Here is a 26,407-nt window from a genome sequence, read left to right as displayed (position 1 = left end):
AGAAACTGAGTAGTTAAATTAAATAGTTTACAAAGATGTTAGCATGACAAGAAAATACTTCAACCTAACATCCATTGAGCTACGGCATCCTATAGACAAGGTATTTTCTTGTATTTTAGAAAGGAGAAAACTATGTCTTCAAAACGTGCAAGAGAATTATTGACGTCAGAACAGCGTTTAGAGTTTGCATCTATTCCAGAACAAATTAGTGAGTATGAATTAGGAAGTTACTACACCTTGTCCCCTCATGATATAGAAATTATCAAGCGTCATCGTCGAGATCATAATAAGTTAGGATTTGCTTTACAGCTTTGTGTATTGAGATTTCCTGGTTGGACCTTATCAGATATTCAACATATACCCGATTGTGTTGTGAATTATATAGCCAAACAACTCCAAATTAATGCGAAAGAAATACATATATATGCAGAACGTGAGCAAACGAAACATGAGCATCTCGAAGAAATTAGAAGAGAATATGGATTTCGGAACTTCACCATTCGTGAATATCGTGTTGTGTCTCAAGTCTTATTACAATATGCATTAGAGAATGGGAATGCTCTACATTTAATTCAGATAACCATTGAAGAATTAAAAAAGAGAAAAATTATTTTACCAGCTATGACAACAATAGAACGAATGGTATGGGAAGTTCGAAGACGTGCAGAAGTAAAGATTTTTCGATTACTTAATTCTTCTCTAGCTATGGAACATATTCAAAAATTAAACTGTCTTCTACTTCCGATGGAAGACAGTACCAAAACATATTTGGCATGGTTGCGAGAAATACCAAGCTCTCATTCCCCCGATTCTTTTCTCAAAGTAGTTGAAAAACTTGAATATATTCGAAATTTACAATTGCAAATTGACACAAAGACCTTACATCCAAACAGATTACGACAATTATCTAAAATTGGTTCAAGATATGAACCCCACTCTTTTCGAAGGTTTGATGATTCTAAAAAATATGCTATTTTGGTTGTTTATCTTCTAGAATTAATTCAAGATTTGACGGACCAAGCATTTGAGATACATGATCGTCAGATTATGTCTTTATTATCCAAAGGAAGAAAAGCGCAAGAAGAACGACAAAAACAAAATGGGAAATCAATTAATGAAAAAGTGGTTCACTTTGCTAACCTCGGAGAAGCGCTCATTAAAGCTAGAGATGAGGGTACAGATCCTTATATAGTATTAGAAATGATAATGCCTTGGGAAAAGCTAGTTCAATCTGTAGAAGAAGCAAAGCAATTAGCACGTCCAATCGACTATGATTATCTAGACTTATTAGAGAAGAAATTCTACACATTGAGAAAGTATACACCCCTCTTGTTAAAATCATTTGAGTTTCATTCTACGAAATCAGCAGAGCCCTTAATTCGTGCAATTCACACGGTTAGAGAAATGAACGAAACAGGTAAACGGAAAGTACCGGAAGGTGCCCCTCTTGATTTTGTATCAAATAGATGGCAAAAGCACGTATATGATGAAGATGGAACCATTAACAGGCATTATTATGAAATGGCTGTTTTAACTGAACTACGAAATTCTATTCGGTCAGGCAATATATCTATTAGTGGTAGTAGACAACATAAGGATTTTGATGAGTACCTTATTTCAAAAGAAGAGTGGAACGAGATTCAGCCTGGAACATCCGAGTTAGCTGTTAGTCTATCTGCTCATGAATATTTAGAAGAACGAACATCTTCATTATTAAAACGCTTAAAATGGGTGTCAAATCATATAGGCGAATTAAATGGGGTAAGTTTAGAGAATGGTAGACTGCATTTAAGCCGTTTGGAAAAAGATACACCACAAGAAGCAAAAGAATTTAGCTCATCTCTTTATGACTTACTTCCACGTGTGAAGCTCACTGACTTATTAATGGAAGTAGCTCATTGGACCGGTTTCCATGAACAGTTTGTTCATGCTTCAACCAATCGTATTCCAAATGAAGAAGAAACCACTATTCTAATGGCTGCGCTTATGGCATTGGGAACAAACATAGGTATGACAAAAATGGGTGAAGCTACACCTGATATTTCCTATAGACAAATGGCAAATGCAACACAATGGAGGTTATATGAGGATGCAATGAGTAAAGCACAATCTGTACTCGTTAATTTCCATCATAAATTATCTCTTTCCTCCTATTGGGGAGATGGAACAACATCTTCATCAGACGGCATGCGTGTGCAAATTGGTGTTTCTGCACTTCATGCAGATGCTAATCCTCATTATGGTACTGGAAAAGGTGCTACAATTTATCGTTTTGTCAGTGACCAATTTTCAAGTTTTTATACAAAGGTTATTAATACAAACGCTAGAGATGCTGTACATGTCATTGATGGACTCCTTCATCATGAGACAGATTTAGCGATTGAAGAACATTATACAGATACAGCCGGTTATACTGATCAAGTTTTTGGTTTAGCCCATTTACTTGGTTTTCGTTTTGCACCGCGTTTACGAGATCTAGCTGACTCAAAGCTTTACACGATAGGAAAATCTAGTGATTTTCCACAAATAGAAAAATTATTGCGCGGTCAAATCAATATAAATGTTATTCAAAAAAATTACGATGATGTATTACGATTAGCTCATTCTATTCGGAAGGGTACTGTATCTGCTTCTCTTATTATGGGAAAGCTTGGTTCTTACGCTCGGCAAAATAGCTTGGCTACAGCACTTCGTGAGATGGGAAGAATTGAAAAAACAATTTTCATTTTAGATTATATCTCAAGTGAAACATTAAGAAGAAAAATTCATCGTGGATTAAATAAAGGTGAAGCTATGAATTCTTTGGCTAGATCTATTTTTTTCGGAAAACGTGGCGAATTGCGTGAACGTGCGCTTCAGGATCAACTTCAAAGAGCTAGTGCATTAAATATTATTATTAATGCCATTAGTATATGGAATACGGTATATTTAACCAAGGCAATAGAATATAAAAAAGAGAACGGTGTCTTGCATGAAGAATTGCTACATCATATTTCACCGCTTGGCTGGGAACATATCAACTTCCTTGGTGAATATAAATTCAAATTTAAGCAATCAACTACATTAGAAACATTACGACCACTCCGAAAATAAAACACAAAAGCCGAAATTCCTTAACGTGGGAAAATCGGCTTTTTACCTTCCAAAAAATGTCTTAGCGTGGGTTTTATGTCATTTGGTTGGCGGGACCCCTATAAAAAATTATTCAATGGTGAACGTTGCAAAACCAATTAATTATAGAGGAACAAAGCAAGATTATATCTTAGAATTAATTCGCAAAAAATATAAGGTCAAGAAAGAAATTATGAAACGCCACAATATTTTTAAACGACTTTATTATCTTTTTAAATAACTTTTTTATTTTTTAATGAACTTTATTATTAATACACAGAATTACAAACTTTGCACCCACTAATAGAAGAAAGGAATTCAGATTGTGTTTTCAAAAAAAACTAAAAATGCAGAAATAATTTTTACAATAGGTGAAACAAAAATAGCAACTAAAATTAATATTGAGAGTGCAACAGAAAAAGCAGATTTGAATGGAGATAAGAATAACCCAAACAAAGATATTAACCACATTTCATTAATAGTTAAGGCTTCAGATAAAATAAAAAAAGATTTAGGTATAGTAATTCAGGATCTCAATCCCTCAGTAGAAGTGCGTTATTTATAATAAATAACAAATAATTAAACAAAAAGGGTGATTTAATGTTTTTTGAACCAACCTTAGATCATACAATTATTCATATGAAAATCAAGTGCTTTAATAAAAGTTGTGATAATGTGATTGACTTTTCATATTCAGAGGATTTCTCTCCTAGAATGGCAGGCGAATGTCCGAAGTGTGGGACTGAGTATTCTCGTAAAATACATGGCTTAAAAGATTCTGAAATTATTAGTAGAACAGAGCAACCAGTTTATCGTTAAGTAAATTCAAAGTAACAACGAAAAAAATTACTAATGGATGATACGTTCATGAAGTGACATTATTGTACTTTTTAAACAACTATTTTATTTTTAATCATCTTTATTATTTCTAAACAAAGGGAGCATCAAGTTATCACTTTAATGCTCCCTTTGTTATTTATTTCTCCTTTGATCAAGTCGTTCTGCAGCAAGCTTAGCTTTTTCTCTAGATGTATTGATATAAAGCAAGGAAATGTCAGATTGTGTATGCCCCAATTGGTTCATAATAAGCGGAATGTCTCCTCCTGTTTGTTCTGCTAAATTAGTAGCGTAAGTATGTCTTAATTTATGGGGGGCCATTCGTTTATCAAATGATTTGGTATACTTATAAACTATATTCTCAACAGCACGTGCAGTAAGAGGGAGTGTATCTCCCTTATATTGTTTAACAAATAGATACTGACTTTCCTCATTTCCTGCTTTATACCTTTCATTTCTTATAGATAGATAATCTAATACATCTAACATCGAAGAAGGAGTAACTGGAATAGTATCTTTCTTACCGCCTTTTCTAATAATACTTATTTCGTTATTTTTACTATCTATATCTTTAAGGCGTAATTCTATCAGTTCGTTTACTCTAATTCCGCTACCCAAAAATAATGAAATGATAGCAAAATTTCGTTCCTTGTCACGATTAAAGAACTTTAATTCTGAAGGGGAAAGAGTGTTTTCATATTCATTTTTTATATACTCCAAAAAATTGAGATCTTCATTTCCTATAAAAATTTTCTCCGAAATCTTTCGTGCTCTTTCATTAAAAGTTTCCGAAACTTTCTTGATAGGAATTTTTTTCATTACATTTCGATGAAAGTAAGGTTCACCTTGTGTTCCTGAAACTTCTGCTTCAATCGTTAAATAATTGAAAAGCGAACGAAGGGAGGACTTATGCCTATTAACCGTTTTTGAACTTATTTTATGTGATTCATTTGCTTTCTCGTACTTTTTACGACTGACATATTTAAAGTAATCTTGTGCATCTGATAGGGGAAGGGATCCTAACAAGCTTACTGGAAATGTTTTTAAACTAGACCATTGGACCCTTTCATCAGCCATTAACCAAGATAAAAACTCCTTATAATCTCTAACATAATTGAATAGGGTAAGAGGGGAGCGATTATCCATTTTGGCTTCTACATATTCATTTATAAAGTCTGGCATTTCCTTTAGAAGTTCCTCTAGTCGCCTTTCATAATATTCATGTTGTTTTGTTATAGCCATTCGGCTCACCTCCAAACAAGAACATTTGTTCGTATAATACAATTATTACGAACTTTAGTTTACATAACTTTATTATGGTAAATAAATTATTAATATAAAATGATGGTTTTTGTATATTCGAAAAAGTCCACTAAATGATCATCCAGTATTTTTTGGAGAATGGCTAAATTAATTTCTTGATAATCATGTACGGCTATATTACGAAATCCCACCATTGCTTTCATTTTTCCTGAAAGGGAAGGGCTAAGAATTCCTTCTGATTCTAATAAAGAGAAAGCATCTCGACTATTTTGAGGAAGACCTAATTTCTTTTCAGCAACAATATGCATGGCCAAATCAATCGTTGCTTCACAAGCACGCTGTAAGTTTAATACGATAGAATCTTGTTTTGTATAATTCTCAAGGTTTTTAGGGTTCTTGTCATATTCTTCATGTATCCGCTTAATACAGCGTTCAATAATGCTGACTTTGTTTAAAATAACATCACTTTTCATATATAGACCCGCTTTCATCTATTTTTTTCAATATCTCCGAACGTTCTTCATTTAATTTTGCATACATTTTTAACACTTTTATCTCAAATTCCGCTTTTTTTCGTGTATCCGAGCAATATATTATTTTTCCAGTTTGAACAACTTGTGCTTGAAACACAGTACTGGCTTGGTTTAAGTCAATAAGATCAACATCTCGCCCAAGATTTGCGGCAAGCTCCTGAGCAAACATAAATAATGTGTATTTATCAAAGTTTAGGTTTTCACTTAAGAAAGCTATATCAATGTCGCTTTCGCTATGGACGTTTCCTTTGACAGTGGAACCAAATAATATAATGAATAAAGGGGAAACCTTACTATGTAAGTAGTCAATAATTGTTTGTTCCATATTTTTACTCAAAGTCTAAAAACCTCCATATTTTTCTTATATTATAACAAATAACTTATCTTTTGTCATACATTTCGTAAAATGAGTATTATACGAATAGTATAATACTGACAATATGCTTTTCTCAGTTTATATAACTCTTCCGCTTTTGTATAAAGACAAGAAAATCTAAACTTCTTCCTCTATACGATTTTTAAGACAGGAAATTATAAACTTATTTTATTTGAAAACATTTAGAGTATTTTTCATTAGGATATCTAATGTGCTTCGTTTGCTAAAAATGAAAAAGGGATCGTTGCAGCAATCCCTATCTTCAATTACTTAACCCTAAAGGTTTAAGTAGATTCCCTTGTAATCTGTTATCTAGTCTGTCTTATTTAAGAAATATATTGTTTTTTATTGTAAAACTGCAAAACAATATAAAGTCCCATTATTACTAGATTGTAAAGCATATTTTATTTCCAGTATACTAGCTATATCTTCAATTATTTTTAACCCCAGCCCCATACCTTTATTGTTTATATCGAAGCCAATTCCATTGTCACTAAGCGAAACAACATGATTTTCAATACTTACCTCAAACTTACTAGCTTTTGAATGTCTTAGTGTATTCTGAAAAATGTTATCAAATAATCTTTGGAGCCACAGACCATTGCTAATCCAAACCAAATCTTCATCTACTTGTACTTGTTTATATACTAGTTGGATATTATGAATACTGTATAAATAGTTCCATTTATTCACCATAGTTTCTAATAAGGCGTTTATATTCACTTTATCCTTTACAACATAAGAACTCTCCAACGTATCAGTGGATTGTAAATTAAATTCATTGGTTAATCCCGCAATATATTGAATTTGGTTATTTAATGATTCTAATATTGGTGATTGATCCTTAACTTCTTCCTCTAAATAAAATAATTGTAATCTCATTGCTGTTAAAGGTGTATTGATATCATGCTTTAACTTAGTCAAGAGTTCCCTTTTAATTTCCTCCTGTTGTTTAAGCTCTAATTCTCTAAATGTTGTTCTTTCAATTAATAGATTAACTGACTTAATTAGTTCCCCTATTTCATCATCATTTTTAACACTTATTCTATTGGGAATTATTTTGTCATCACTAGCTAAATCCCGAATTGCCTTATTCAAAATATTTATTTTATTTAAAAGTGAATTAATCGATCTCGAAAACACAAAAGCTAATATAAAGAATGATAGTAAAAATAGAATCAGCATCGTTGGATAGGCATTCGATTCATGGAACGGGATGTTGCTATTCTTTGAGACAATATTATAAATCACTGACATGAGGACACTAATCATTAGTATTAATAACGGGACACTAATAATAGCGGAAAATAATAATAATTGGTATTTCCTTTTTAATTTCATTTCTTCAAATAGGTATTTAGTCTATACCCTTCTCCATATATATTTTGAATAATCTCACCCTGTTTATCATTGATTTTTGTTCTGATTTTTTTGATATGTACATTCAAGATATTAGGGTTTCTATCTTCAAGCTGCCATAAATAGTCAAAGAATTGTTCTTTATTTAAAATCCGATCCCGATTTTTATATAAATAGAAGAATATTTTCCGTTCAATTGCTGTAAAAACAACCTCATTCTGCAAGTTATGATTGAAAACTTTTGTATACTCTGCATCAATATATAAATGTTTGATTTGCATAAAATGACCATACTGATGATCTAGTTTTTTCTGAATTCTTAGTAATAGCTCTCGAGGATCAAAAGGTTTGATCATATAATCCTCCCCAATTTTCAAACCTTGGAGTTTGCTATCGATATCATTTCGAGCAGATAAAAAAATAATGGGAATATTTAAGCCCAGATTTTTTATTTTCTTTGAGATTTGAAAGCCGTCTTCTCCCGGCAACATGACATCCATTATGACTAAATCTATTTTATCAATAATATCAAGAATGTCTTTTCCTTCATTCTTCCAACATACGTTATACTGTTCTCTCAGCAGAATCTTCTGTAACAAATCCCCAATAATTAAATCATCTTCAATAATTAAAATATTATATCTATTCATAACATAGACCTTCCATTAATTAATAATCAGTTCATTTTTCTTACTTTTTTATTGATAAAATCTGTGGAAAGATTGTATATCTCATCAGGAAAATATAAATAAATACTATGCGTACTCTTAATTTGTATGACATCTGATATAAAGAGCTGTTCTGCAAACTCCTTATAGTCTTTATAACTTTGCTTTGCATATTTTGAATTTTTGTCTTGATACGCATCCACAAATAAGATAGGCGTTTCTTTTGGTATAGGCAGATTAACACATTTTTTACTATTTTCATATGAATGTAAAAGCTCTTGTTCCATATCATCATTAAAAGTTTGTTTATACGATATCGCTTTATACATTTCCTTCTCATGTTCCTTTAAAAAGGTTTGTTTTATCACTTCTGGATTATATGTTAAAGAAGGAGCTAGTCGATGAAACCCTATTTTCGTTAAAAGGTTCATTCCCCTTATGGTTAATGAATTAAGGAAACCCAATTTATGCTTTACATACTGCTTTGGTAAACCAATATCTAAAGCAATAATTGCCTTTACTTCATTTGGGTATTTTTGTGCCCAATAAATAGCCTCTATTCCCGAAATGGAATGTGGCATTAAGATATACGGAGGTTTACTTCCACTTTGAATGAGAGCGTTTCTAGTTTGTTCGAGTATCGTATCTATATCTCTATTATCTTCAAAAACATCACTATATCCATACCCAGCTCTTTCAACAACAGCAATCTTATTTTCTTTTAAAAATTTGCTATATAGACCTTTCATTTCATAAACAGGCGCAGCAATCCCCGACCCAGACATGAATACAAATGTATCCTCACCATCCCCTTTATTATATACATTTAGTTTTTTGTTCTGAAACTCAATGAATGTTCCTTTACTGTCCATAGCTTCCGATTCCTTACCTAATTGATAACGGTGATAACCAAAAACTGATACTGAAACAAATAATATAAAAACAATGAAGCCCCCAAAAAGTCGCTTTAATACTTTTAATGCTTTTTTCATAACCTTCTCCTTTCAATTTATATTAAAAGGATAGAATATAAAAATAAATTTCTTATAAATTTTGTTGTTTTTCATTTTTTCTGTTATTCATTTTATCTATCGCTATTCGAATAGGCGATCTATATTGAGGATACTTTTTAGATTTATTTATGGGACAATATGACAAATAAGCATGAAAAAAATTACTTTTATACTTAATATTAGGAATTATGCGAATGAGTTTCTCTACTAAGTTGCCATGGTATCCTTTTATGTTTATCCCAATAATTTTTCGGCTTATTTTTGGATCAATACTGAAAAATAAATCAAACTACGGTGGCGGCTGCCAGCATTTGAAATGTTTTTTAATTGTTTAACATTTTCATTGCCGATTAATCCTAAAATTGTATTTCTATCAATAGAATTAGCCCACATAAATTTCTCCAATATTCCCCACGGTGATTCATAATCCTGAATCCAATCGGTAGACCAAGTAAATTGAGAGGTCACAACTTTTCAGCACCTTTATAAAAATGTATATATACTAATTAATTTGATACAATTCTGATTGGATGTAGCCAGAATTGTTTATTGCCTCTTCCCAATGAGTTTTTTCTATGGCAGGTAAATCCAAACCGTTATTTCCAAACCGTTTTAAAGCATATTCGATTGTTAAAGTTATATATTAATGGTTTATACATATAAAGTTCCCTTTTACTGGTAAAGTTCGAAAAATCAGAAATTAAAAGAGTTTAAACTTTTTTATCCATTTTTAAAGACAAAAAAGTACATACTAATAAATCGTATGTACTGGTATATCAATATTTAACAATGTAAAATTAGTTTAGACTTTCTTGTCCTTTTACAATATAACCCGCCGCCAATGGAATCTATGGTTTTTCTGCTTTTCCTAAAGATTTCAATCGATTCATTTAGTGAAAACGTGATTCCCTCAAGGACAGTACGAACAAAATTTTTTCGGTCATGGGTGGCATCCACGCCAACAAAACATCCTCGAATGTTGGAATCGGCATACGGGGTTCTTTCTCCAACAATATATGGAGTAAAGAACAGTCCATTAGAACCTGCAGGAACTTTCTCCATTTCCTGTAAAAGCTGAACAAATGCTTCTTCTTTTGCAAATGTTTCCTTAAACCAGGTTAAACTGTATCCTGCAGCAAAAGTCACACCCATTTTATAAATATCGTCTCTTCTATTTTTCTTAAAAAAATGTGCTGGAGAAATTATCACCGGCACATTTTAAGTTCTATTTTTTATTGCAAAATTATTAGACAATCACGCGGATTTGAAACGTTTTACTTTATTTCAGGTATTCTATTAATTCTCGAGTCTGTAAATATATCACTTTCATCTGTACTTCTTGTCGAGAATTCAGAAACTACCGCACCATCACTTCCTGCTTTAAACCAATGAAGTGTATTTGGATAAATGGTATATTGCTCTCCTTGGTGTAAAATGATTTCATTGAATACAGTATAGTACTCTTCATCCCCTTGAGGCGGATTCATTGTACGATTTTTTGTTTCTTCCCCTTCTATATATAAATACACTGTTCCATATCGACATCTAAACGTCTCTTCTTTTCCTTCATCAAAATCCCTTTTTGGATGCTTGTGCTCCGGACAAGTTTGATTTGGCAGCAATGCCAATTCTTTCGCACAAACCAGATCCGTGTTTACATATGTAATTAATTGCAATCCTGTATCCTCAATTTTATTTAGTCCAAAGTCAGCCACCTCTACACCATTTTTCTCTTCTTCTGTCAAAATGATATTGGCCTTATCGAACAATTCTAAAGCTTCAGCTTTTATTCTTTCATAATCTTGAAGATTCATGCTCCATTCCTCCTTAAACGGCTAATTATTATAAAGTGATACTTCAATCAGGCTTTTATGGGCAGTTATCCCCCATCTAGATTTCTCAGTTTCTTACAATCTTAAAGTGGGGGTTAAAAGCCCCTTCATGCGTGATAAAAAGCTATAAAACGATGGCTTCTAATTTTCTACACATTGATTCTTATTTAAAAAGATTTCCATTGCTCTTTTTACATCTTTTTTTATAGCGGCTTTCGCCACGACTGTAAAATCATGATAAAAAAGATCTTTGTTATTATCTATATAATCTTTTACAGCTCGTGCACCTGCGTTTGCGGCATAACTATAATAATTTATCTTTCTTACACCGGAATTAATGACAGCTATATAGTCTTCTTCGCTTAATCCGGACCCACCATGCATCACAACTGGTCTATTAATTTTCGCGTAAATGGAATTTAGTCGATCTAAATCAAGATTTGGCTCTTTGATATACATTCCGTGAACTGTTCCAAAAGATGCAGCTAATGCATCAATTTCCGTCTGCTCAACAAAATCCTTTGCAACGTTCGGGTCTGTATAATAATCCACTGAGTCACCTTCACTAATATGCTCTTCCCCTTGGGTCTCTTCACCACCAATACCTGATGAAGTCATCATCCCAAGCTCCGCTTCCACTGAGACGTTATATTCATGGGCATACTGAACGACCTCCTCCACCGTTCTAATATTATCTTCATAACTCATATGGGAAGCATCAATCATGACGGAACTAAAACCGATATCGATTGCTTTTTTGACATTTTCTAGACTCGACCCATGATCAAGATGTACCGCTACTGGAACACTTGCCTTTTTAGCAAATTCCACCAGGATTGGACCCATGATTTCAAGTGAGGTAATATCAAAGTGCACCTCTGCATGGGACAAAATAACCGGAACCTGTAATTCTTCCGCCGCCTCAACGACAGCTCTTGCAGATTCCAACGTTGGGCAATTAAAAGCACCAACCGCATAATTCCCTTCTTCCGCTTTTGACAAGATTTCTTTTAATGTAACGATCATAATAAAAATCTCCCTCCTTATAGTTCTATTGTTTCTCTTTTCGGAAATTCCTTATACATGGTGACAAGCTGTTCGTAGCTTTTTACTCCTGACGTGCTGTCCTCCGAAGATAATGAAGAGGCTGCAGCTGCGGTTCCTAATTTCATAGAATCCGGAAGGTCCATCCCTTTTAATGCTCCGTATAATACGCCGGTCACATAAGCATCCCCTGCACCTACCGTTCCTTTAATCCACTGTCTGTCTAACAATAGGGAAGGAATGCTATAGGTCATGGATCCATCAAATCCAAAGCTGCCCTCCGGAGTATGGATTACAACCCAATCTTTCACTCCTGAATCCTTCAATTTCAAAAGAACCTTTTTTATATTTGCGATGATTAATACACCTGATGAATCTCTTAAACTGATCCCCACACTTTTGCCTGCTTCCAGTTCATTGATTACACAGTAGTTTGTATACTTTAAAGATGGAGGAACAAGTTTTTCATACCTGTTACTATTTTCACTGACAATATCAATCGATGTTTTAATGCCCAAATCTTGGGCCTGTTTCAAAACTCTTGCCATCTTTGTCCCATACTCACTATCCTCTTGATCTAAAGATTCTAATAAAAGAATGTAGGCAATATGGAGTATCTTTGAGTTCAGCTTTTCCATTTCAATCGTTTTCTCATCAAATAATCTTGAATTGCCCCGGTAGGTAAAAAATGTCCTGGTATGATCAAACTCATCCTGGATCACATCTGTAAAGGGAGTATCTTCAATCATCCTCACATGGTTCATTTTGATACTTTTATAGCTTTCCAATCTCTCTTGAAGAAAATGGCCTTTATCATCGTCGCCAAGAAGAGCTATGATCTCAATCGGCAGGCTGGGATCTATCTTTGCCAGTGTTATCGCACAGTTGGAAACTGCTCCTCCATTTGACCTTAAAACACTTCGAATTGTTGTCAACTCAGATTTGTTGGGGTATTTTTCAACTTTCTTAATTTCATCTACAGCAATCGTTCCCGCAAATGCAATGCCCTCTTTCAATTGAACACCTCCTTGGAATTCACGGTCTTCCGTTGACCTCCTTACCATCACTCCATGGAATCTTGGACTAGGCCGCCCTTCTTTTTTTAATGATATCTGCATAAACAGCCACTAAAATAACAATCCCTTTGACTATATATTGCCAAAATGAACTTACACCCATTAGGTTTAACCCATTACTAAGTACACCGATAATCAGAGCACCGATTACAGTACCACCAATCCTGCCGTATCCGCCTGTCATACTAGTTCCACCCAAGACAACTGCGGCTATCGCGTCAAGTTCTGCCCCAGTTCCTGATGTAGGCTGACCGGAGAACATACGGGAGGCAAGAACGATGCCCGCCACAGCTGCCATTAGCCCACTGAATGTATAAGCAAAAAACTTTACTTTTTTAATATTAATACCGGCAAATTTAGCTGCTTCCGCATTTCCACCAACAGCATACATATAGCGGCCAAGTTTGGTTTTATTCATAATCAAATAACATACGACTAAAAGAATAATTAAATATAATACCGGCATAGGTAATACTCCGCCGATATAACTGGAACCAATGGAGTTAAAAGATTCTGACATTACCCTAATCGGTTTACCATCAGAGATTACATATGCGGCCCCCCTCGCAATATTCATCGTTGCAAGGGTGACAATGAACGGAGGAATGACAGTGGTAGCTGAAACATAGCCATTCACAGCACCAATTAACATGCCCACTAAAAGACCCGCAGCTACTGCGATAATGACAGGTGTCCCAAATAAGGCAATAAGTCCCGTTGTCACCACTCCTACTACCGCCATGATAGAACCAACCGAAAGGTCAATTCCGCCTATTATAATGATCATGGTCATAGCTAAAGCCAAATATAGATTTGTAGATGTTTGTCTTAATACATTTAGTATATTATTGGAATTCAGAAAGTTGGGATTGGCTATGGATATTACAATACATAAGACTAGTAATCCTATGATGATTCCCATATTATTTCGAAGAAAGTTTTTGATTCCACCCCCGACATTCAGAGCGAAATTTTGTTTCTTATTTACATTAATAGACACTTGAGACATGTCAATTACCCCCAGTCGCGTAATGCATAATTGTTTCTTGGTTAAAACTATCTTTTGTTAATATCTTTTGGATTTTGCCCTTGCACATGACGGCAACTCTATCACTCATATTGATTACTTCAGGCAGCTCAGATGAAATCATGATAATGGAAACGCCCTCTTTTACTAATTGGTTCATAATAGAATATATTTCTGCTTTTGCCCCTACATCGACACCTCTTGTAGGTTCGTCTAGAATCAAAACTTGCGGTTTGGTGGCCAGCCATCTCGAAATTAAAACCTTTTGCTGATTTCCGCCACTTAGATTTTTTACTTCTTGATTTGGACTTGGTGTCTTGATAGATAACTCCTTTATATAGTTATTTGTTTCCATATTTTCAACTTTAGAATTAACCCTAAAGAATTTCATGAATTCATCTAATATCTTGATGGTGACATTATATTGAACCGATTGTATTAGGAATAATCCTTCCTCTTTACGATTTTCTGTCACATAAGCAATTTTATTTTTTATGGCATCATTCGGATTTTTAATCGTTACTTTATTTCCCTTTACAAATATTTCGCCCTGTTCAAAAGAATCCAGGCCAAATATGCACTTCATCAGTTCTGATCTGCCGGCACCGACTAATCCAGAAAAACCTAGGATTTCACCTTTCCTTAGTTCAAAACTAGTATTTTCTATGACCCCTTTTTTCGTTAAATTACTAACTTTCAAGACACATTCATCTGATACGGAGAAGTCCCTGACATAGTAATTGGTTAGTTCCCGGCCTACCATCATGGAGATTAATTTTTCATTAGTTGTATCTTTTGTTATAACCGTGCCTATATAAGTACCATCACGCATGACCGTAATTCTATCCGTGATTTCAAATAATTCATTCATTCTATGAGAGATATAGACGATTCCAACGCCTTGCTCTTTTAAATTTCTAATCGTTTTAAATAAGAAATCCACCTCTTTTTCCGTCAAAGACGAGGTTGGTTCATCCATTACAATAATTTTCGAATGGAAAGAAACTGCTTTTATAATCTCAATCATTTGCTGTTGGGCCACATTTAATTTATTGACCGTTGTATCAGCAGATAATCCCAAGTCAAAATCATTTAATAATTTTTGAGCATTCTCATACATCGTTTTTTGATCAATAAACCCCGTTTTTGTTACAGATTCACGACCTAAGTATATATTTTCGGCTATTGATAAATAAGGGACTAAACTGATCTCCTGATGAATAATACTTATGCCATATTTTTGAGCATCTTTTACACCATGGATCTGAACTTCATTCCTGTTTATAAAGATGTTCCCCTCGTCTATGCTATAAATGCCATTCAATATTTTCATTAGTGTTGATTTACCTGCACCATTTTCTCCAAGAAGTGCATGAACTTCGCCGATTTCCAGTTCAAAATCAACACCCTTTAAAGCATAAACCCCAGGAAACCTCTTCGTTACACCTTTCATTTCCAACAGTTTACCACTCATATCTTCCACCTCTTTAAATTTAGAAATGGGTGGCTCTTAAGTGTATCCTAGCCAATTCTAGTACAAAATATAGTTATTTCCGCTTGTTTTCACTATACTTGTATTAAGAAGGCTGACACTTATGTTTTGAGTCACCCATTAATCTAAAGCATTATTTACTATAGCTTACTGCCATTCATCTGTACCGTATTTATCCACATTATCTTTATTGATTAAGAATGTCTCTACTGGAGTTCTCTTTTCAAACTTTTCACCTTTTAACACTTTATATGCTACATCAGCCGATTGTTGTCCAATGGAAATCGGTGATTGTGCACCTGTTCCAACAAGTGGCCCATCTTCTTTAATTGCTGCTTTGGCATCAGGAGAACCATCCACTCCATAAATAACAATGTTCGTTTTATTGGCTGCTTTTACTGCTGCTAAAGCCCCTAATGCTGTCGGGTCATTTCCACCCATTATCGCAACAATATCAGAGTGAGCTTGAAGAATATCTTCAGTGATACCAAGAGCTGTTTGTAAATCCCCTTTAGCATCTTGCTGTGCTACAATGTCAAAATTTTTACCTTTAATCGCTTCCATGAAACCTGCAATCCTATCATTAACAGAATTCATTGTCGGGCTATCAAGAACGACAATTTTTCCGCCGTTTGGAAATCTTTTTACAAGATCTTCGCCATCCACTCTTCCTGCATTTTTGTTATCGGAACCGACAAAAGCGGTAACATATTTAAAGTCTTTAACTTCTGTGTCATAGTTAATAATCGGTATATTAGCTTCTTCCAGCATGACTAATGCAGGTCTAATTCCTTCCCAGTCAACTGGATTTAAGAAAATCGCATCAATTCCCTGTGAAATCAAATCTTCAATTTGATTAATTTGAAGCTCTACGTTCATTGCTGGATTCGTAGTAATAAGCTTGTCACCATTCGCCTCTACTTTTTCTCGGATGGATTTTTCAAGCACTTGGAAGAATGGATTGTTCTGTGTCATGGATGTGTAACCAAAAACGTAATGATCTTTGGATTTTTTTCCTGCCGAACCACTGGATTGTTCACTGTTGTTACATGCAGATAGCGTAAAAGTCAGCAATGCAACTAAGAAAATTGACACTAATTTTTTCATCGGTATTCCCCCTCTTTTCATGTAAATATTTTTTCAAGCCAGGATGTAAACCCTTTCTCTACTAACATAATACCAAGGGTCCCTAAACACGTCTTTGTAATTAATAAACAATTTTTATAAAAATTTAACTTTTTATAAAGCGCTTACAAATTTCTCTTTTAAATATATACATACAAAGAAAAGGGCGGCACGCTGCAGATAGTAGGTGCTCACCCTTTTGTAGATTGATAGGACTTTTGCAGTCCTCTCTTTATTCCATATTATTTTTAAATCAATTTTAACTGCTAGTATTAGTTATGGACAGCCGTGCAGCACCTTTTCGATATTGATTTGGTGAAACACCGACAACCTTTTTAAAGGCAGTGCTAAAATAATGCTGGGATTCATACCCGACTTGTTCTGCTATTTCATATACTTGCAAATTGGTAGAATTCAGCAGCATAATAGCTTTTTTTATTCTCATATCGGTAACCAAACCAGTAAAGGAGGTTCCCAATCCTTGTTTAATCATCCGGCTTAAATATACAGATGAAACTTGTAATTGCTGGGCAATGGATTCCAAGGTCAACTCAGGATTCGAATATTGTTGACGTAAATAGTTTTTGGCACGTCTTACAATAGGAGGAATTTGACACTCCTCATAAACCTTTTTTTTACAAATCTCGTAAACAGAAGGAATCACAGCGAAAGTATCAGGAATGAATTCTGAATAAAGAGTCGGGGACAAATGTAAATAGGATTGGATACTCATTTCTATTTTTGAAAAAGATTCTTCCTGAACATGTCCCCATAATAAGATAAACAACAGCCCGAATTGGTCACTAAAAATTAGCTTTTGCTGTTTTTCTAATACTTCTAAAATAATGTTCTTCATCCCAAATATAAACAATTCCTTATCCGCCCCTTGTATCAGAGGTTGAGTTATTTCCAATTCCTTACAACGAACAACTACCAGTAAATGAGGCACCTCCACCGTAAGTCCCCAAAACTGCAACTGCTCCTTAATATTATCGGTTGTCAGATTTCCTTCAACCAAATTTCGACAAAACTGTTCTTGAATGAACAAGGTATTTTGTGAAATGTGGCTCGAAGCTATTTCTAAATACTTCTTTTGAGCCGTCATGGTCTGTAATTTACTTGCCGCTTTTTTAAGAACCTCCGTCAAACTGTCTGGTTTGATCGGCTTTAAAATATAATCCTCCACCTGTAAACGTAAAGCTTCCTGGGCATAGCTAAATTCATCATAGCCTGAAATGATCACAACTCTGCATTTAGGAAGGCTTTCCCGGATATTTTTAATTAACGTCAGTCCATCCATAATTGGCATGTTCAAATCGGCCAAAAGAATATCCACTTCATATTCCAGTGCCAATTCCAATGCTTCCTCACCATCTTCAGCCTCCGCTGCCACTTCCATCCCAATATTATTCCAGTCGATCGAATGCCGGATCCCTTCTCGAATAGTTGGCTCATCATCTGCAATCAATACCTTTAAAAGCTGCTTCAAGCATAACACCCCATTACCCATAGGATTTATATGTATCAATTTAATGGAAGAAGAATTTTTACGGTTGTACCTTTTCCTTCTAAACTATCCATATATAAACCATATGGTTCTCCATGCAATAGCTTAATTCTGGCTTGAACATTCATAACTCCATAGCCAATAGTAGTCAACTTCTTCGTTTCTTCCAAACTGTTAAAGTTAACGGCCAGATTTTCACGTAGTGCAACTAATCTTCTCTCCGATATTCCCACTCCATCATCCTTTACACAAAGGGCTAAATTCCCCTCGTGTTCTTCCCCAGTAATAGAAATATGCCCTGGTCCCCGCCTCTCTTTAATACCATGATAGATAGCATTTTCAACAATTGGCTGCAATACTAGCTTTATTACTGATATATTGGAAAGTTTTGTTTCTATTGAAATACTATAATTCAATTTATCCTTATATCTGGCCTTTTGAATTTTCAAATAACTTTCAATATGCTCTATTTCATTTGCCAATGGAATCAGGTCATTGCCTTTGCTTAAACCAATCCGAAAAAGTTGCGATAGGGAGTCCACGACTTCAGCTACATCCAATGCCCCTTTTTTTCGAGCCATCCAATTAATAGTATCAAGTGTATTGTATAAAAAGTGTGGCTTGATATGAGATTGCAGTACCTGCAATTCTGCTTCCCGCTTTTGCCTTCCCTGAATTTCTATTAAGGAAATCAGCTTTTTTATTTGACTCAGCATCGTATTAAAGCTGCGCCCCAGCATCCCAATTTCATCTGCACGATTGCCCTTATAGCGAATTGATAGATCCCCTGACTTTACTTGATTCATAAAATCATTTAATTGATTAATAGGCCTTGACATTGAAAAAGATAAATAATAAGAAGTACCAATTCCAAACGCAAAAACAATAAATAAAAAACTAATTACGTAAAAATTAATTTGCTGTACTTCCATGACCGACTCATTTGTTGGAAATACCCCGATGGTCGTCCAATTCGAAAATGAAGACCTTCTATAGATGAATTGCATGTTTTTCCCGTCTATCTTTTTGGAAAATGTGCCTGACGATCCTTTTTTAAACCAGCTTAGCTGTATTTTATCGACTAAAGAGTTTTGAGGTGAATAAATGACTTCCTCCTCATCATCTATAACCATTAAATAACCTGTTTTCCCCAACTTTATATCTTCAATGATTTCAGATATCACTCGCAATTTCAAATCAATTAAGATGACTCCAATCACCGTCTGCGTATCGGGATCCAGGATTGCCCGAACACCCGAAACAATTTCACTATTCTTATAATTAACATGAGTCCTGACACTTCTATCTGCAGGATGGCCGATTATCTTAAAAATACCATTATTCTCAATAGCTTCCCGATACCAATTTTCCTTTATTAATGATTTGATATTACGAGTATACATCTCATTACTGATATAATTACCTTCACCATTTATCATCAGGATTCCCGCAATTTCAGAGTTGACGGTTGTAAAGCCTTGCAAAAATTGCTGCATTTGGTACTGATTATTTGTGGCTTCACCATCCTGTAGAAACTGGATGATTTCCGGATTGAATGAGACAAGATAGGAGATATCCTGCATATTTTCCACGTACGATTCTAACGATTTGTTCGCCTGTCCGATTAATTGTAGTGTATGTTTCGTTGCCTGTTTTTCAATGATTTTATCTACGGCTATACTAATCAACGAGCCAAAACCGATGGAGGGCAGAATGCTGATTATGAGCAATAAAGCTATTATTTTATAACGAATTGGTAAATCATTTATTTCTAATGAAGTTATTTTTTTCAACATCATCACTCAATTCCAAGGCTGCCTATTTTGCATAATAGTTTTCTACATTTTTTCTAGATACTACCGTTATGCCAGTATCCATTTTAGGAAGAATATCGTGCGTATACGGATCATTTGGAAGTTTAATTAAGTCATGTCGAACATGGAACAAATATTGCAGAGACCAATAACCCATGTTCCAGGTTCCCTGAGCAAGAGTAGCCGCTATGGTTCCATCCTTCACCATGTCAAGCGTTTGTTTATCTGTATCAAAAGCAATTATTTTAACTTGATGAACTTTATTTAGGAGAATGGCAGCTTCACCCACCCCAACACCTCCGCTTGCCTCCGTTACAAAAATGCCTTTTAAATCCGGATGTTGTTTTAAAATATCAATGACAGCCTGTTTTGACACCAATTGATTCCCTTTGCCGTTTTTTATAGCTACCACTTTAATGTCGGGATATTGCCCTTCAATCGTCTCTTGAAATCCCTTCAATCGGTCAATTTGATTTTGCTGATTGTTGGATAACGTGATGACGGCTACCTTTCCGTTATTATTGAGCATATCCGAGATTTCATGGGCTGCTGTAACGCCTGCATTATAATTATTTGTACCTATATAGGAATAGGCATTACTTTTGGGGGCATCAGAATCAAATAGCACAACAGGCACTCCAGCATCAATGGCTTTATAGATAGTTACATCCAGTGCATCCGAGTGGATGGCGGAAATCGCAATGCCTGATGGTTTTTTTGCAATTACCTGTTCAAGAACTGTGATTTGCTCTTTCACATCATATTGGGCTGCACCACGATATTCAACGGAGACATTAAGTGCCTGTGATGCATCTTCAAATCCTTTTAATATATTCTTCCAATAATCAGCCCCTGCTTGGAATGTAACCATGACATATTTCTCATCAATGTCTCCGTGTAATCCCTTTGATTTTTCCTCAAGACTTGCGTTTGCTTCACGGGATTGAAAATCTATTAAATATATTAGAAAGGCAACCATTAATAAACCATATACAAATAAAAGCTTCTTCAATTGAAACCCCTTTCAATATTTTAAATTATAAATCTATTATAAAAAAACATCCAGAAAATATCTAGCTACTGAATATTTAATTAAATATATAGAAAAGCTTATCTAACTAAAACTCTTACAGAGGTTTTCATCACTATCATTTTCATCCTAATAACTTAAGTAAATTTTTTAAAGAGAAACTTAGACCTTCAGTAAAAGGATTCAAAAACTTCGTCTGCGTCAGGCAAAATTACTGCTGAAAAATACTTCATTTCAAGTCAATCCCATTGCGGATTAATTGGGATATTCAAACTTTAATCATTTTTATAAAAAATTCAAGGAACAATTTGATGTTACTCCTGCCTAATACTGCAAGAAGTTTATTGAACTGAGGGACAAGAAGTCATAATGATGAACACTCACAAGATAACTAAATGAAACTCTTTTCTATAAAGTGAAACTTCAATCAGTGGGGGGATTCACTGCCCATTAATGCATGATAAATAAACACTTATCTTTTGTTTTGGCAATTATAATATTTTATATACTAGTAGTTTTCTTTTAATACACTCTAGGTTATTTATCATTTCCCCACAGAAGGCTCCCACTTCAAGCATTAGCTAAGTTGTGGGTAGTTCAAAAACCCTCTATTTACGATTTTCCTAAGAGATTTTAAAAGCAACAGGCCTCTTTTTTCGACATATACCTTGCAAAATTTGACGAAATATTAATCTTTAAAATGTAAGCGCATTCAATTATAATGATAATTAGGTGGGACGGCGCGCGTGGCTGTCGAGGTATATAGCGTAGGTGGGGCTAGTACCAGGAACAAGAAAAGTATTGATGTCCTTTTTGTTTGGTTACTTTGACTAATAAAGAGATTATTTCAAAAAGCTCTCCAAGTCATGGACGAGCTTTTTTGTATTGACTACATTTATAAGACAAGCATTTTTAAACATCTATCTAAAAAAAGACAAATCAAAAATATAACGTATGAATACATTCGAAACTGGACTAACGAAGGCAATAAGAAGATAGTTTAATACATAAATAAATAAATAAATATTTATTTTATAGATTGCACACCATTTAGGATTTGTCCCCTTCCTTGCTCTGAAAGCAGTAATCTATTATCGCTATTCTCTTTTATGGCAACCAGGGGCTAGAATTTAAAAGTCTAAATCCTTTCAATTACACAGTTTGCCTCCCTTACTTGTAAAAATAAGATTTAGAATGGTTGGGAAGACTATCTTATTTTCATAAGATAAGTATTATACAAAGAATACATTTTTGGTATTTACGCTCTGTCTTTCTGACTTTGACCATACTCTTTTTTCCAACTATATAAGCAGCTAATCGCATATTTATCTCTTTTTGAAATGATGTATGATAGACATTAATCCAATTTAGCCGTAACAATAGTGTCATTCTATTCTAAATAATTTTCTTTTCTAGCCATACTAATAATAAATTCATAGCTATTTAATATTTTGCAAGGTTAATATCATAACATTTTCATGCCTATCTAGCTTTTTTATATGTGAGAAATAGACTGGGAATGAAGATTATGGCAAGGACAAGTGCAGAAACTAAGAACCCAGCATGGTAACCTTTTAAGCCATTCGTAATCGTTGGTTGTGCTCCTTGTACAACAGTTGCTACAACGGTTGCGATAACAGCTGAACCAAAGCTGAAACCAAGGTTTTCAATGATATTAATACCGACTCCTGCTTCTGGAAGTTGTTTGCTGTCAAGTCCGGTATAAGCGTCACTCATCAAAGGAAGATTAATGCCTCCAATACTGGTACCTCGGATGAACAATAAGATAGAAATCCAAATCATACTTGTCTTATCAGTGATAAAGATAAGCGGAATAGATCCGATAAGTGCAAGAACAAGGCTGACCATCACCACATATTTCCCACCAATCTTATCAATCATGTTTCCGATCATTGGTCGAGTGATAAGCATTCCAATTCCTTGAGGGATTAATGCAAGTGCCGCTTCGATTGCTGTGAAATGGCGAAAGTTTTGGAAGAATAATGGAAGAATCAACATAGGACCCATAATAGCAATATTTGCTAAGAACAAACCGATGCTTGATGCTAAGAAGCTCTTGTGTTCAAACAAATTCATTGGAAGCACGGTTTGATTCTTTCTGATTCGATTATAAACGAGGTAAATTACGCCTAAAACCAGGCCAATACTGACCCATAGGATCGTTTCGCCATTGTTAAACGTTGCATGGTCCGTTGCTTTTGTAATTCCGTAAATTAATGCCGCACTCATTAAGGATAAATTGATAATCCCAAAAACATCGAGTTTACTCTCTTTGTTGAATGGTTCAAAATCTGGAATAGTTTTCATCATAAGTGGGGCGGCAATCAAAACGATGAACACGTTGATGAAGAAAATCCAGTGCCATGATGCACCTTGAACGATGAAGCCTCCAATGACAGGTCCTAAGATTGGGCCAAAGATCATAGGTGTGCTAACGATTGCCATAACTTTCCCTAAATTTTCTTGACCTGCTGTTTTAACCAAGAGTGTTGACATAAGCGGGGTAATAATTCCAGCGCTAAATCCTTGAAGCAGACGGAAGAAGATAAAGCTGGAAATGTCCCAACTAATTCCAGCAAAAACAGAAGTTACACCAAAGGCGATGACTGCGCCAATAAAGATTTTCTTTCCATTAAATTTGTTCATAAGCCATCCAGATACTGGAACTGCGATTGCCAGAGCTAAAACGTAACCTGTAATGGCCCATTGAATGGTATCCAATGTCGTGTTGAAATCCTTAGTAAGTTTATCGATGGCAATATTCACCATAGTTGAATCAAGCATTGGAGCAATTGCTCCCAGTGCTATAGCCCAAGCAGCAGTGAGAATTTCCTTTGGTAATCCTGCTTCCTTTACTTTATCTTTAGTCATAAGGCTCTCTCCTGTATAGTTGTAATTTTATTTCCTAGGAAACAATATCATATTTTTGTTTCCTAGTCAACAATTTATCAACGATAAAAAAGCAACCCGTTCACAATAGAAGTGGGCTGCCTGTGGTTACATTTTCATTATTCAAATTTATCCTTACCTAATATCTAAGCCCTGTTTCTTAATTTCTATATCCAAATGTCTACTATATTTTTCTACGAAACTAAGCATACTGTCAAATTGTTCTTGGGGTATCTGATCAAATACGACTTTATCACGTTCTCGAAATTCTTGGTGCAGTTCCTCATGGACTTTGTTGATTACTTTCCCTTGCTCAGTAAGTTTGAAATAGATTTCTTTCTTGTTATCTGGCTTTTGGTAGCTTTCAATAAGGCCCTTTTCTATGAGCTTCTTAGTTAGTTTACTTATAGCACCTCTAGTCATATAAAGAGACTCCGCAAGTTTTGTCACATTAGGATCTACATTTTTTCCAATAAATTCGATGCAATGGACTTCAGAAGGCTTATAACCCTTAAGGCCTTTTTCCATCTTAAAGTTATTAAGCCAAGCATACTTGTTATATAAGCTCCTGAAACCTATTATGAGCTGTTCTTCTTTGTTCATGGCCTGTCCTCCCACCCATTGATGCACTAGCAATATTATATTCATTTTTTGTTTCTATTTCAACAATATGAAAATGAGTCTAGAAACACCAAAACATAGATCCAATTCTTGATACACGGAATTTTCAAGGAAATAAAAAAGCATATATACAAGGAACTTTAGATGATTAGAATAGCAAAATCAATTAGTCAAAGAGAAATTTTGCCTTTTCAATTATAATATTTGAATACAAACTAACAGCAGATATTCCATCATCCATTGATAATTTTCAACCTCAATTTAAACTAAAAAAATCGTTAAACAGTCAAGTACGACTAAAAAAGAGATTCTGTTTGTTTTGATGTTCAGTTCCAAGGCGGTAAAAATAGTGTATCGATTGAGGATATTCTCTACGCTCCACACTATATTCAGATTAGAGGTACAAAGGACATGGTGCAAAATACAAAAAAAGATGCATTATATCATTAATATAGCAACTGCAGTAAAAGCTACAGCCGTACAAATTAATAAATCTACAGTGGAATAAGGCTCATAATCTTTGACATCATAGGTACCATATGTGCCTCTTCTTTTAACAACTTTTATTTCTCGTTCCGATCTGTATGAATATTCCTCCTCCCCTTTTGCGAATCTCCCTTGTTTGTCCCTGTTCCTCTCTTTCGGCTGAGCCTCTTCTGTTTCTTTCAATAATTCCATGATTAATCTTAACTTCAATTCCTCCTGTTTGGTTAGCATTGACGTCCCTCTCTTCTCTTTTTATTTCTGGGTCCTGCTCCATCCATAAATGGTTATCATTCACACTCCATGGCAAAGGAGGAAGAGTGACGTCCCTCTTTTTATGTGCGTCCATAAGTTTTTGAAATAGTTCAGAATGTGCTGCGGTAAAAAGAGCAGCTCTGATAATTTGATTACGGTCTAATTCTGTCCTTTGAAATAAGTTGTTTATATAGTCTTTATAAGCGTCTGAGCATCTTATTGTTGGTCTGTACATTAACTGACGTCCCTCCCTTTTTTGACGCCTGTATGGACGTCTTTAAAAAATTCTATGCGTCTCTGCTTGTCCAAGTTGACTAATTTTTGCATCTAATTAGGTATTTTTTTTAGGCTATTTGGACATTACTTGACCAATAGATAATTTGACTGTTCAAAATTAGGCACTCAGGAGGACTGATATAAAATGTTTGGATTAGGTAAAAAGAGAAGTAAGTTGGGGAAATGGCTTGATAAACGTGGTATGTCCCAAAGTTGGTTGGCCAAAGCATCTGGAGTTAATAGAAATACGATTAATGCTCTTGCTGCTGGTGACTCCGAAAGAGAGCCCAATACCAGAACTATAAAGAAAATTGTTTCAGCATTAAAAAAGGTAGATCCTAATGTCAAAAGTAATGATTTTTTTGATATATAATGAATGCGTAAAATTTTCAAATGGGTTTTCTTATGTTAATAGATAGATATTACCTTCTTGCTGAACTCCAAAATAAAAGCTTACTTTATAATAGGTAAGCTTTTATTTCCATATATTAATCGTAATTTATCCTTTACTCAATTCATCGCTCAAAAGAATCATTGCTAATTTAGATTTTACTTGCGATTCTAATTCAATTAATTTTCCTTGTGCTTCTTCTTTCTTGAGTGGAGATACATAGTTAACACGCTCTACCCAATAAGGAAAATTCCTTCTCCAATACTTACCATCATCCGTTTTTATAATATAGAGTAGTTCTTCTCTTTCCTCCACTGTTACTCCCCCTTAAATTTCCCGGAATATGATTCTAATATTGAATAAT

The 26,407-nt window shown here is 34.6% G+C and carries 23 protein-coding genes and 1 pseudogene; 3 read left to right on the top strand and 21 right to left on the bottom strand.

Features of this window, described 5'->3' with window-relative positions:
- The first annotated feature begins 132 nt into the window (after nucleotides 1-132).
- Together NCCP28_RS17010 and NCCP28_RS17005 are read left to right on the top strand one after the other, a co-directional pair.
- Complete coding sequence (locus NCCP28_RS17010) at nucleotides 133-3,093, top strand: Tn3 family transposase (RefSeq protein ID WP_000095762.1); 2,961 nt, start codon at nucleotides 133-135, stop codon at nucleotides 3,091-3,093.
- 343 nt (nucleotides 3,094-3,436) lie between these two features.
- On the top strand, nucleotides 3,437-3,676 hold the full coding sequence (locus NCCP28_RS17005) for a hypothetical protein (RefSeq protein ID WP_144545499.1): 240 nt from the start codon (nucleotides 3,437-3,439) through the stop codon (nucleotides 3,674-3,676).
- 407 nt (nucleotides 3,677-4,083) lie between these two features.
- Here the strand turns inward: NCCP28_RS17005 and xerS are convergent, their stop codons facing one another.
- The 20 genes and pseudogenes from xerS to NCCP28_RS16905 all read right to left on the bottom strand — a co-directional run bounded on the left by xerS (nucleotide 4,084) and on the right by NCCP28_RS16905 (nucleotide 25,355).
- The gene (gene xerS, locus NCCP28_RS17000; RefSeq protein ID WP_047944810.1) at nucleotides 4,084-5,190 is read right to left on the bottom strand and encodes a tyrosine recombinase XerS; all 1,107 of its coding nucleotides are present in this window, start codon (nucleotides 5,188-5,190) and stop codon (nucleotides 4,084-4,086) included.
- A gap of 89 nt (nucleotides 5,191-5,279) precedes the next feature.
- Nucleotides 5,280-5,684 (bottom strand): type VII toxin-antitoxin system HepT family RNase toxin, encoded by a 405-nt coding sequence (gene hepT / locus NCCP28_RS16995; RefSeq protein ID WP_248562617.1) that lies wholly within the window; start codon nucleotides 5,682-5,684, stop codon nucleotides 5,280-5,282.
- Complete coding sequence (gene mntA / locus NCCP28_RS16990) at nucleotides 5,674-6,081, bottom strand: type VII toxin-antitoxin system MntA family adenylyltransferase antitoxin (protein WP_375709424.1); 408 nt, start codon at nucleotides 6,079-6,081, stop codon at nucleotides 5,674-5,676. Before mntA ends, hepT begins: the two co-directional genes overlap by 11 nt.
- Nucleotides 6,082-6,465: 384 nt before the next feature.
- Nucleotides 6,466-7,461 (bottom strand): sensor histidine kinase, encoded by a 996-nt coding sequence (locus tag NCCP28_RS16985; protein WP_248562616.1) that lies wholly within the window; start codon nucleotides 7,459-7,461, stop codon nucleotides 6,466-6,468.
- Nucleotides 7,458-8,129, bottom strand: coding sequence for a response regulator transcription factor (locus NCCP28_RS16980; RefSeq protein ID WP_248562615.1), 672 nt, complete (start codon nucleotides 8,127-8,129; stop codon nucleotides 7,458-7,460). The genes NCCP28_RS16985 and NCCP28_RS16980 overlap by 4 nt, the downstream gene beginning before the upstream one ends.
- Before the next feature lie 26 nt (nucleotides 8,130-8,155).
- On the bottom strand, nucleotides 8,156-9,139 hold the full coding sequence (locus tag NCCP28_RS16975; RefSeq protein WP_248562614.1) for an alpha/beta fold hydrolase domain-containing protein: 984 nt from the start codon (nucleotides 9,137-9,139) through the stop codon (nucleotides 8,156-8,158).
- 276 nt (nucleotides 9,140-9,415) lie between these two features.
- Nucleotides 9,416-9,628, bottom strand: coding sequence for a hypothetical protein (locus NCCP28_RS16970; protein ID WP_248562613.1), 213 nt, complete (start codon nucleotides 9,626-9,628; stop codon nucleotides 9,416-9,418).
- A 363-nt stretch (nucleotides 9,629-9,991) separates the two neighbouring features.
- A pseudogene (locus tag NCCP28_RS16965) lies at nucleotides 9,992-10,351 on the bottom strand (FGGY-family carbohydrate kinase); the annotation flags it as partial.
- Nucleotides 10,352-10,434: 83 nt separating this feature from the next.
- Nucleotides 10,435-10,974 (bottom strand): D-lyxose/D-mannose family sugar isomerase, encoded by a 540-nt coding sequence (locus NCCP28_RS16960; protein WP_248562612.1) that lies wholly within the window; start codon nucleotides 10,972-10,974, stop codon nucleotides 10,435-10,437.
- A gap of 159 nt (nucleotides 10,975-11,133) precedes the next feature.
- Nucleotides 11,134-12,018, bottom strand: coding sequence for a class II fructose-bisphosphate aldolase (locus NCCP28_RS16955; RefSeq protein WP_248562611.1), 885 nt, complete (start codon nucleotides 12,016-12,018; stop codon nucleotides 11,134-11,136).
- A gap of 17 nt (nucleotides 12,019-12,035) precedes the next feature.
- Nucleotides 12,036-13,052 carry a carbohydrate kinase family protein gene (locus tag NCCP28_RS16950; RefSeq protein WP_248562610.1) on the bottom strand — a complete coding sequence of 339 codons (1,017 nt, stop codon included), beginning with the start codon at nucleotides 13,050-13,052 and terminating at the stop codon, nucleotides 12,036-12,038.
- A gap of 67 nt (nucleotides 13,053-13,119) precedes the next feature.
- Nucleotides 13,120-14,121 (bottom strand): ABC transporter permease, encoded by a 1,002-nt coding sequence (locus NCCP28_RS16945; RefSeq protein ID WP_248562609.1) that lies wholly within the window; start codon nucleotides 14,119-14,121, stop codon nucleotides 13,120-13,122.
- Between the two features lies 1 nt (nucleotide 14,122).
- Nucleotides 14,123-15,613, bottom strand: coding sequence for a sugar ABC transporter ATP-binding protein (locus NCCP28_RS16940; protein ID WP_248562608.1), 1,491 nt, complete (start codon nucleotides 15,611-15,613; stop codon nucleotides 14,123-14,125).
- Nucleotides 15,614-15,778: 165 nt separating this feature from the next.
- Nucleotides 15,779-16,738 carry a sugar ABC transporter substrate-binding protein gene (locus NCCP28_RS16935; protein WP_248562607.1) on the bottom strand — a complete coding sequence of 320 codons (960 nt, stop codon included), beginning with the start codon at nucleotides 16,736-16,738 and terminating at the stop codon, nucleotides 15,779-15,781.
- A 277-nt stretch (nucleotides 16,739-17,015) separates the two neighbouring features.
- The gene (locus NCCP28_RS16930; RefSeq protein ID WP_248562606.1) at nucleotides 17,016-18,245 is read right to left on the bottom strand and encodes a response regulator transcription factor; all 1,230 of its coding nucleotides are present in this window, start codon (nucleotides 18,243-18,245) and stop codon (nucleotides 17,016-17,018) included.
- A gap of 35 nt (nucleotides 18,246-18,280) precedes the next feature.
- Complete coding sequence (locus NCCP28_RS16925) at nucleotides 18,281-20,062, bottom strand: cache domain-containing sensor histidine kinase (RefSeq protein WP_309296638.1); 1,782 nt, start codon at nucleotides 20,060-20,062, stop codon at nucleotides 18,281-18,283.
- Between the two features lie 19 nt (nucleotides 20,063-20,081).
- Nucleotides 20,082-21,089, bottom strand: a complete 1,008-nt coding sequence (locus tag NCCP28_RS16920; RefSeq protein ID WP_248562605.1) for a substrate-binding domain-containing protein — start codon at nucleotides 21,087-21,089, stop codon at nucleotides 20,082-20,084.
- Between the two features lie 1,500 nt (nucleotides 21,090-22,589).
- Entirely contained in the window at nucleotides 22,590-23,999 is a 1,410-nt protein-coding gene (locus NCCP28_RS16915; protein ID WP_248562604.1) for an MDR family MFS transporter, read from the bottom strand.
- 153 nt (nucleotides 24,000-24,152) lie between these two features.
- Nucleotides 24,153-24,620 carry a MarR family transcriptional regulator gene (locus NCCP28_RS16910; protein ID WP_248562603.1) on the bottom strand — a complete coding sequence of 156 codons (468 nt, stop codon included), beginning with the start codon at nucleotides 24,618-24,620 and terminating at the stop codon, nucleotides 24,153-24,155.
- 456 nt (nucleotides 24,621-25,076) lie between these two features.
- Nucleotides 25,077-25,355, bottom strand: coding sequence for a hypothetical protein (locus tag NCCP28_RS16905; protein WP_248562602.1), 279 nt, complete (start codon nucleotides 25,353-25,355; stop codon nucleotides 25,077-25,079).
- Between the two features lie 442 nt (nucleotides 25,356-25,797).
- On the opposite strand from NCCP28_RS16905, the gene NCCP28_RS16900 reads away from it, so the two are divergent.
- Nucleotides 25,798-26,025, top strand: a complete 228-nt coding sequence (locus NCCP28_RS16900) for a helix-turn-helix transcriptional regulator (RefSeq protein ID WP_248562601.1) — start codon at nucleotides 25,798-25,800, stop codon at nucleotides 26,023-26,025.
- Nucleotides 26,026-26,151: 126 nt separating this feature from the next.
- Here the strand turns inward: NCCP28_RS16900 and NCCP28_RS16895 are convergent, their stop codons facing one another.
- Nucleotides 26,152-26,358, bottom strand: a complete 207-nt coding sequence (locus NCCP28_RS16895) for a hypothetical protein (RefSeq protein WP_248562600.1) — start codon at nucleotides 26,356-26,358, stop codon at nucleotides 26,152-26,154.
- Nucleotides 26,359-26,407: the final 49 nt, after the last annotated feature.

Origin of the sequence: Niallia sp. NCCP-28, assembly GCF_023168165.1 — a bacterium.
Taxonomy (GTDB): domain Bacteria; phylum Bacillota; class Bacilli; order Bacillales; family Cytobacillaceae; genus Niallia.
The sequence above is the reverse complement of the archived record's forward strand: the minus strand, read 5'-3'. Positions and strand labels throughout refer to the sequence as shown.

Coding starts and splice junctions, on each gene's coding strand:
- NCCP28_RS16900 (WP_248562601.1), top strand. CDS start 25,798: ATGTTTGGATTAGGTAAAAAGAGAAGTAAGTTGGGGAAATGGCTTGAT.
- NCCP28_RS16975 (WP_248562614.1), bottom strand. CDS start 9,139: ATGAAAAAAGCATTAAAAGTATTAAAGCGACTTTTTGGGGGCTTCATT.
- NCCP28_RS16945 (WP_248562609.1), bottom strand. CDS start 14,121: ATGTCTCAAGTGTCTATTAATGTAAATAAGAAACAAAATTTCGCTCTG.
- NCCP28_RS16980 (WP_248562615.1), bottom strand. CDS start 8,129: ATGAATAGATATAATATTTTAATTATTGAAGATGATTTAATTATTGGG.
- NCCP28_RS16925 (WP_309296638.1), bottom strand. CDS start 20,062: ATGATGTTGAAAAAAATAACTTCATTAGAAATAAATGATTTACCAATT.
- xerS (WP_047944810.1), bottom strand. CDS start 5,190: ATGGCTATAACAAAACAACATGAATATTATGAAAGGCGACTAGAGGAA.
- NCCP28_RS16955 (WP_248562611.1), bottom strand. CDS start 12,018: ATGATCGTTACATTAAAAGAAATCTTGTCAAAAGCGGAAGAAGGGAAT.
- NCCP28_RS16935 (WP_248562607.1), bottom strand. CDS start 16,738: ATGAAAAAATTAGTGTCAATTTTCTTAGTTGCATTGCTGACTTTTACG.
- NCCP28_RS16905 (WP_248562602.1), bottom strand. CDS start 25,355: ATGCTAACCAAACAGGAGGAATTGAAGTTAAGATTAATCATGGAATTA.
- NCCP28_RS16985 (WP_248562616.1), bottom strand. CDS start 7,461: ATGAAATTAAAAAGGAAATACCAATTATTATTATTTTCCGCTATTATT.
- hepT (WP_248562617.1), bottom strand. CDS start 5,684: ATGAAAAGTGATGTTATTTTAAACAAAGTCAGCATTATTGAACGCTGT.
- NCCP28_RS17010 (WP_000095762.1), top strand. CDS start 133: ATGTCTTCAAAACGTGCAAGAGAATTATTGACGTCAGAACAGCGTTTA.
- NCCP28_RS16915 (WP_248562604.1), bottom strand. CDS start 23,999: ATGACTAAAGATAAAGTAAAGGAAGCAGGATTACCAAAGGAAATTCTC.
- NCCP28_RS16910 (WP_248562603.1), bottom strand. CDS start 24,620: ATGAACAAAGAAGAACAGCTCATAATAGGTTTCAGGAGCTTATATAAC.
- NCCP28_RS16940 (WP_248562608.1), bottom strand. CDS start 15,613: ATGAGTGGTAAACTGTTGGAAATGAAAGGTGTAACGAAGAGGTTTCCT.
- NCCP28_RS16960 (WP_248562612.1), bottom strand. CDS start 10,974: ATGAATCTTCAAGATTATGAAAGAATAAAAGCTGAAGCTTTAGAATTG.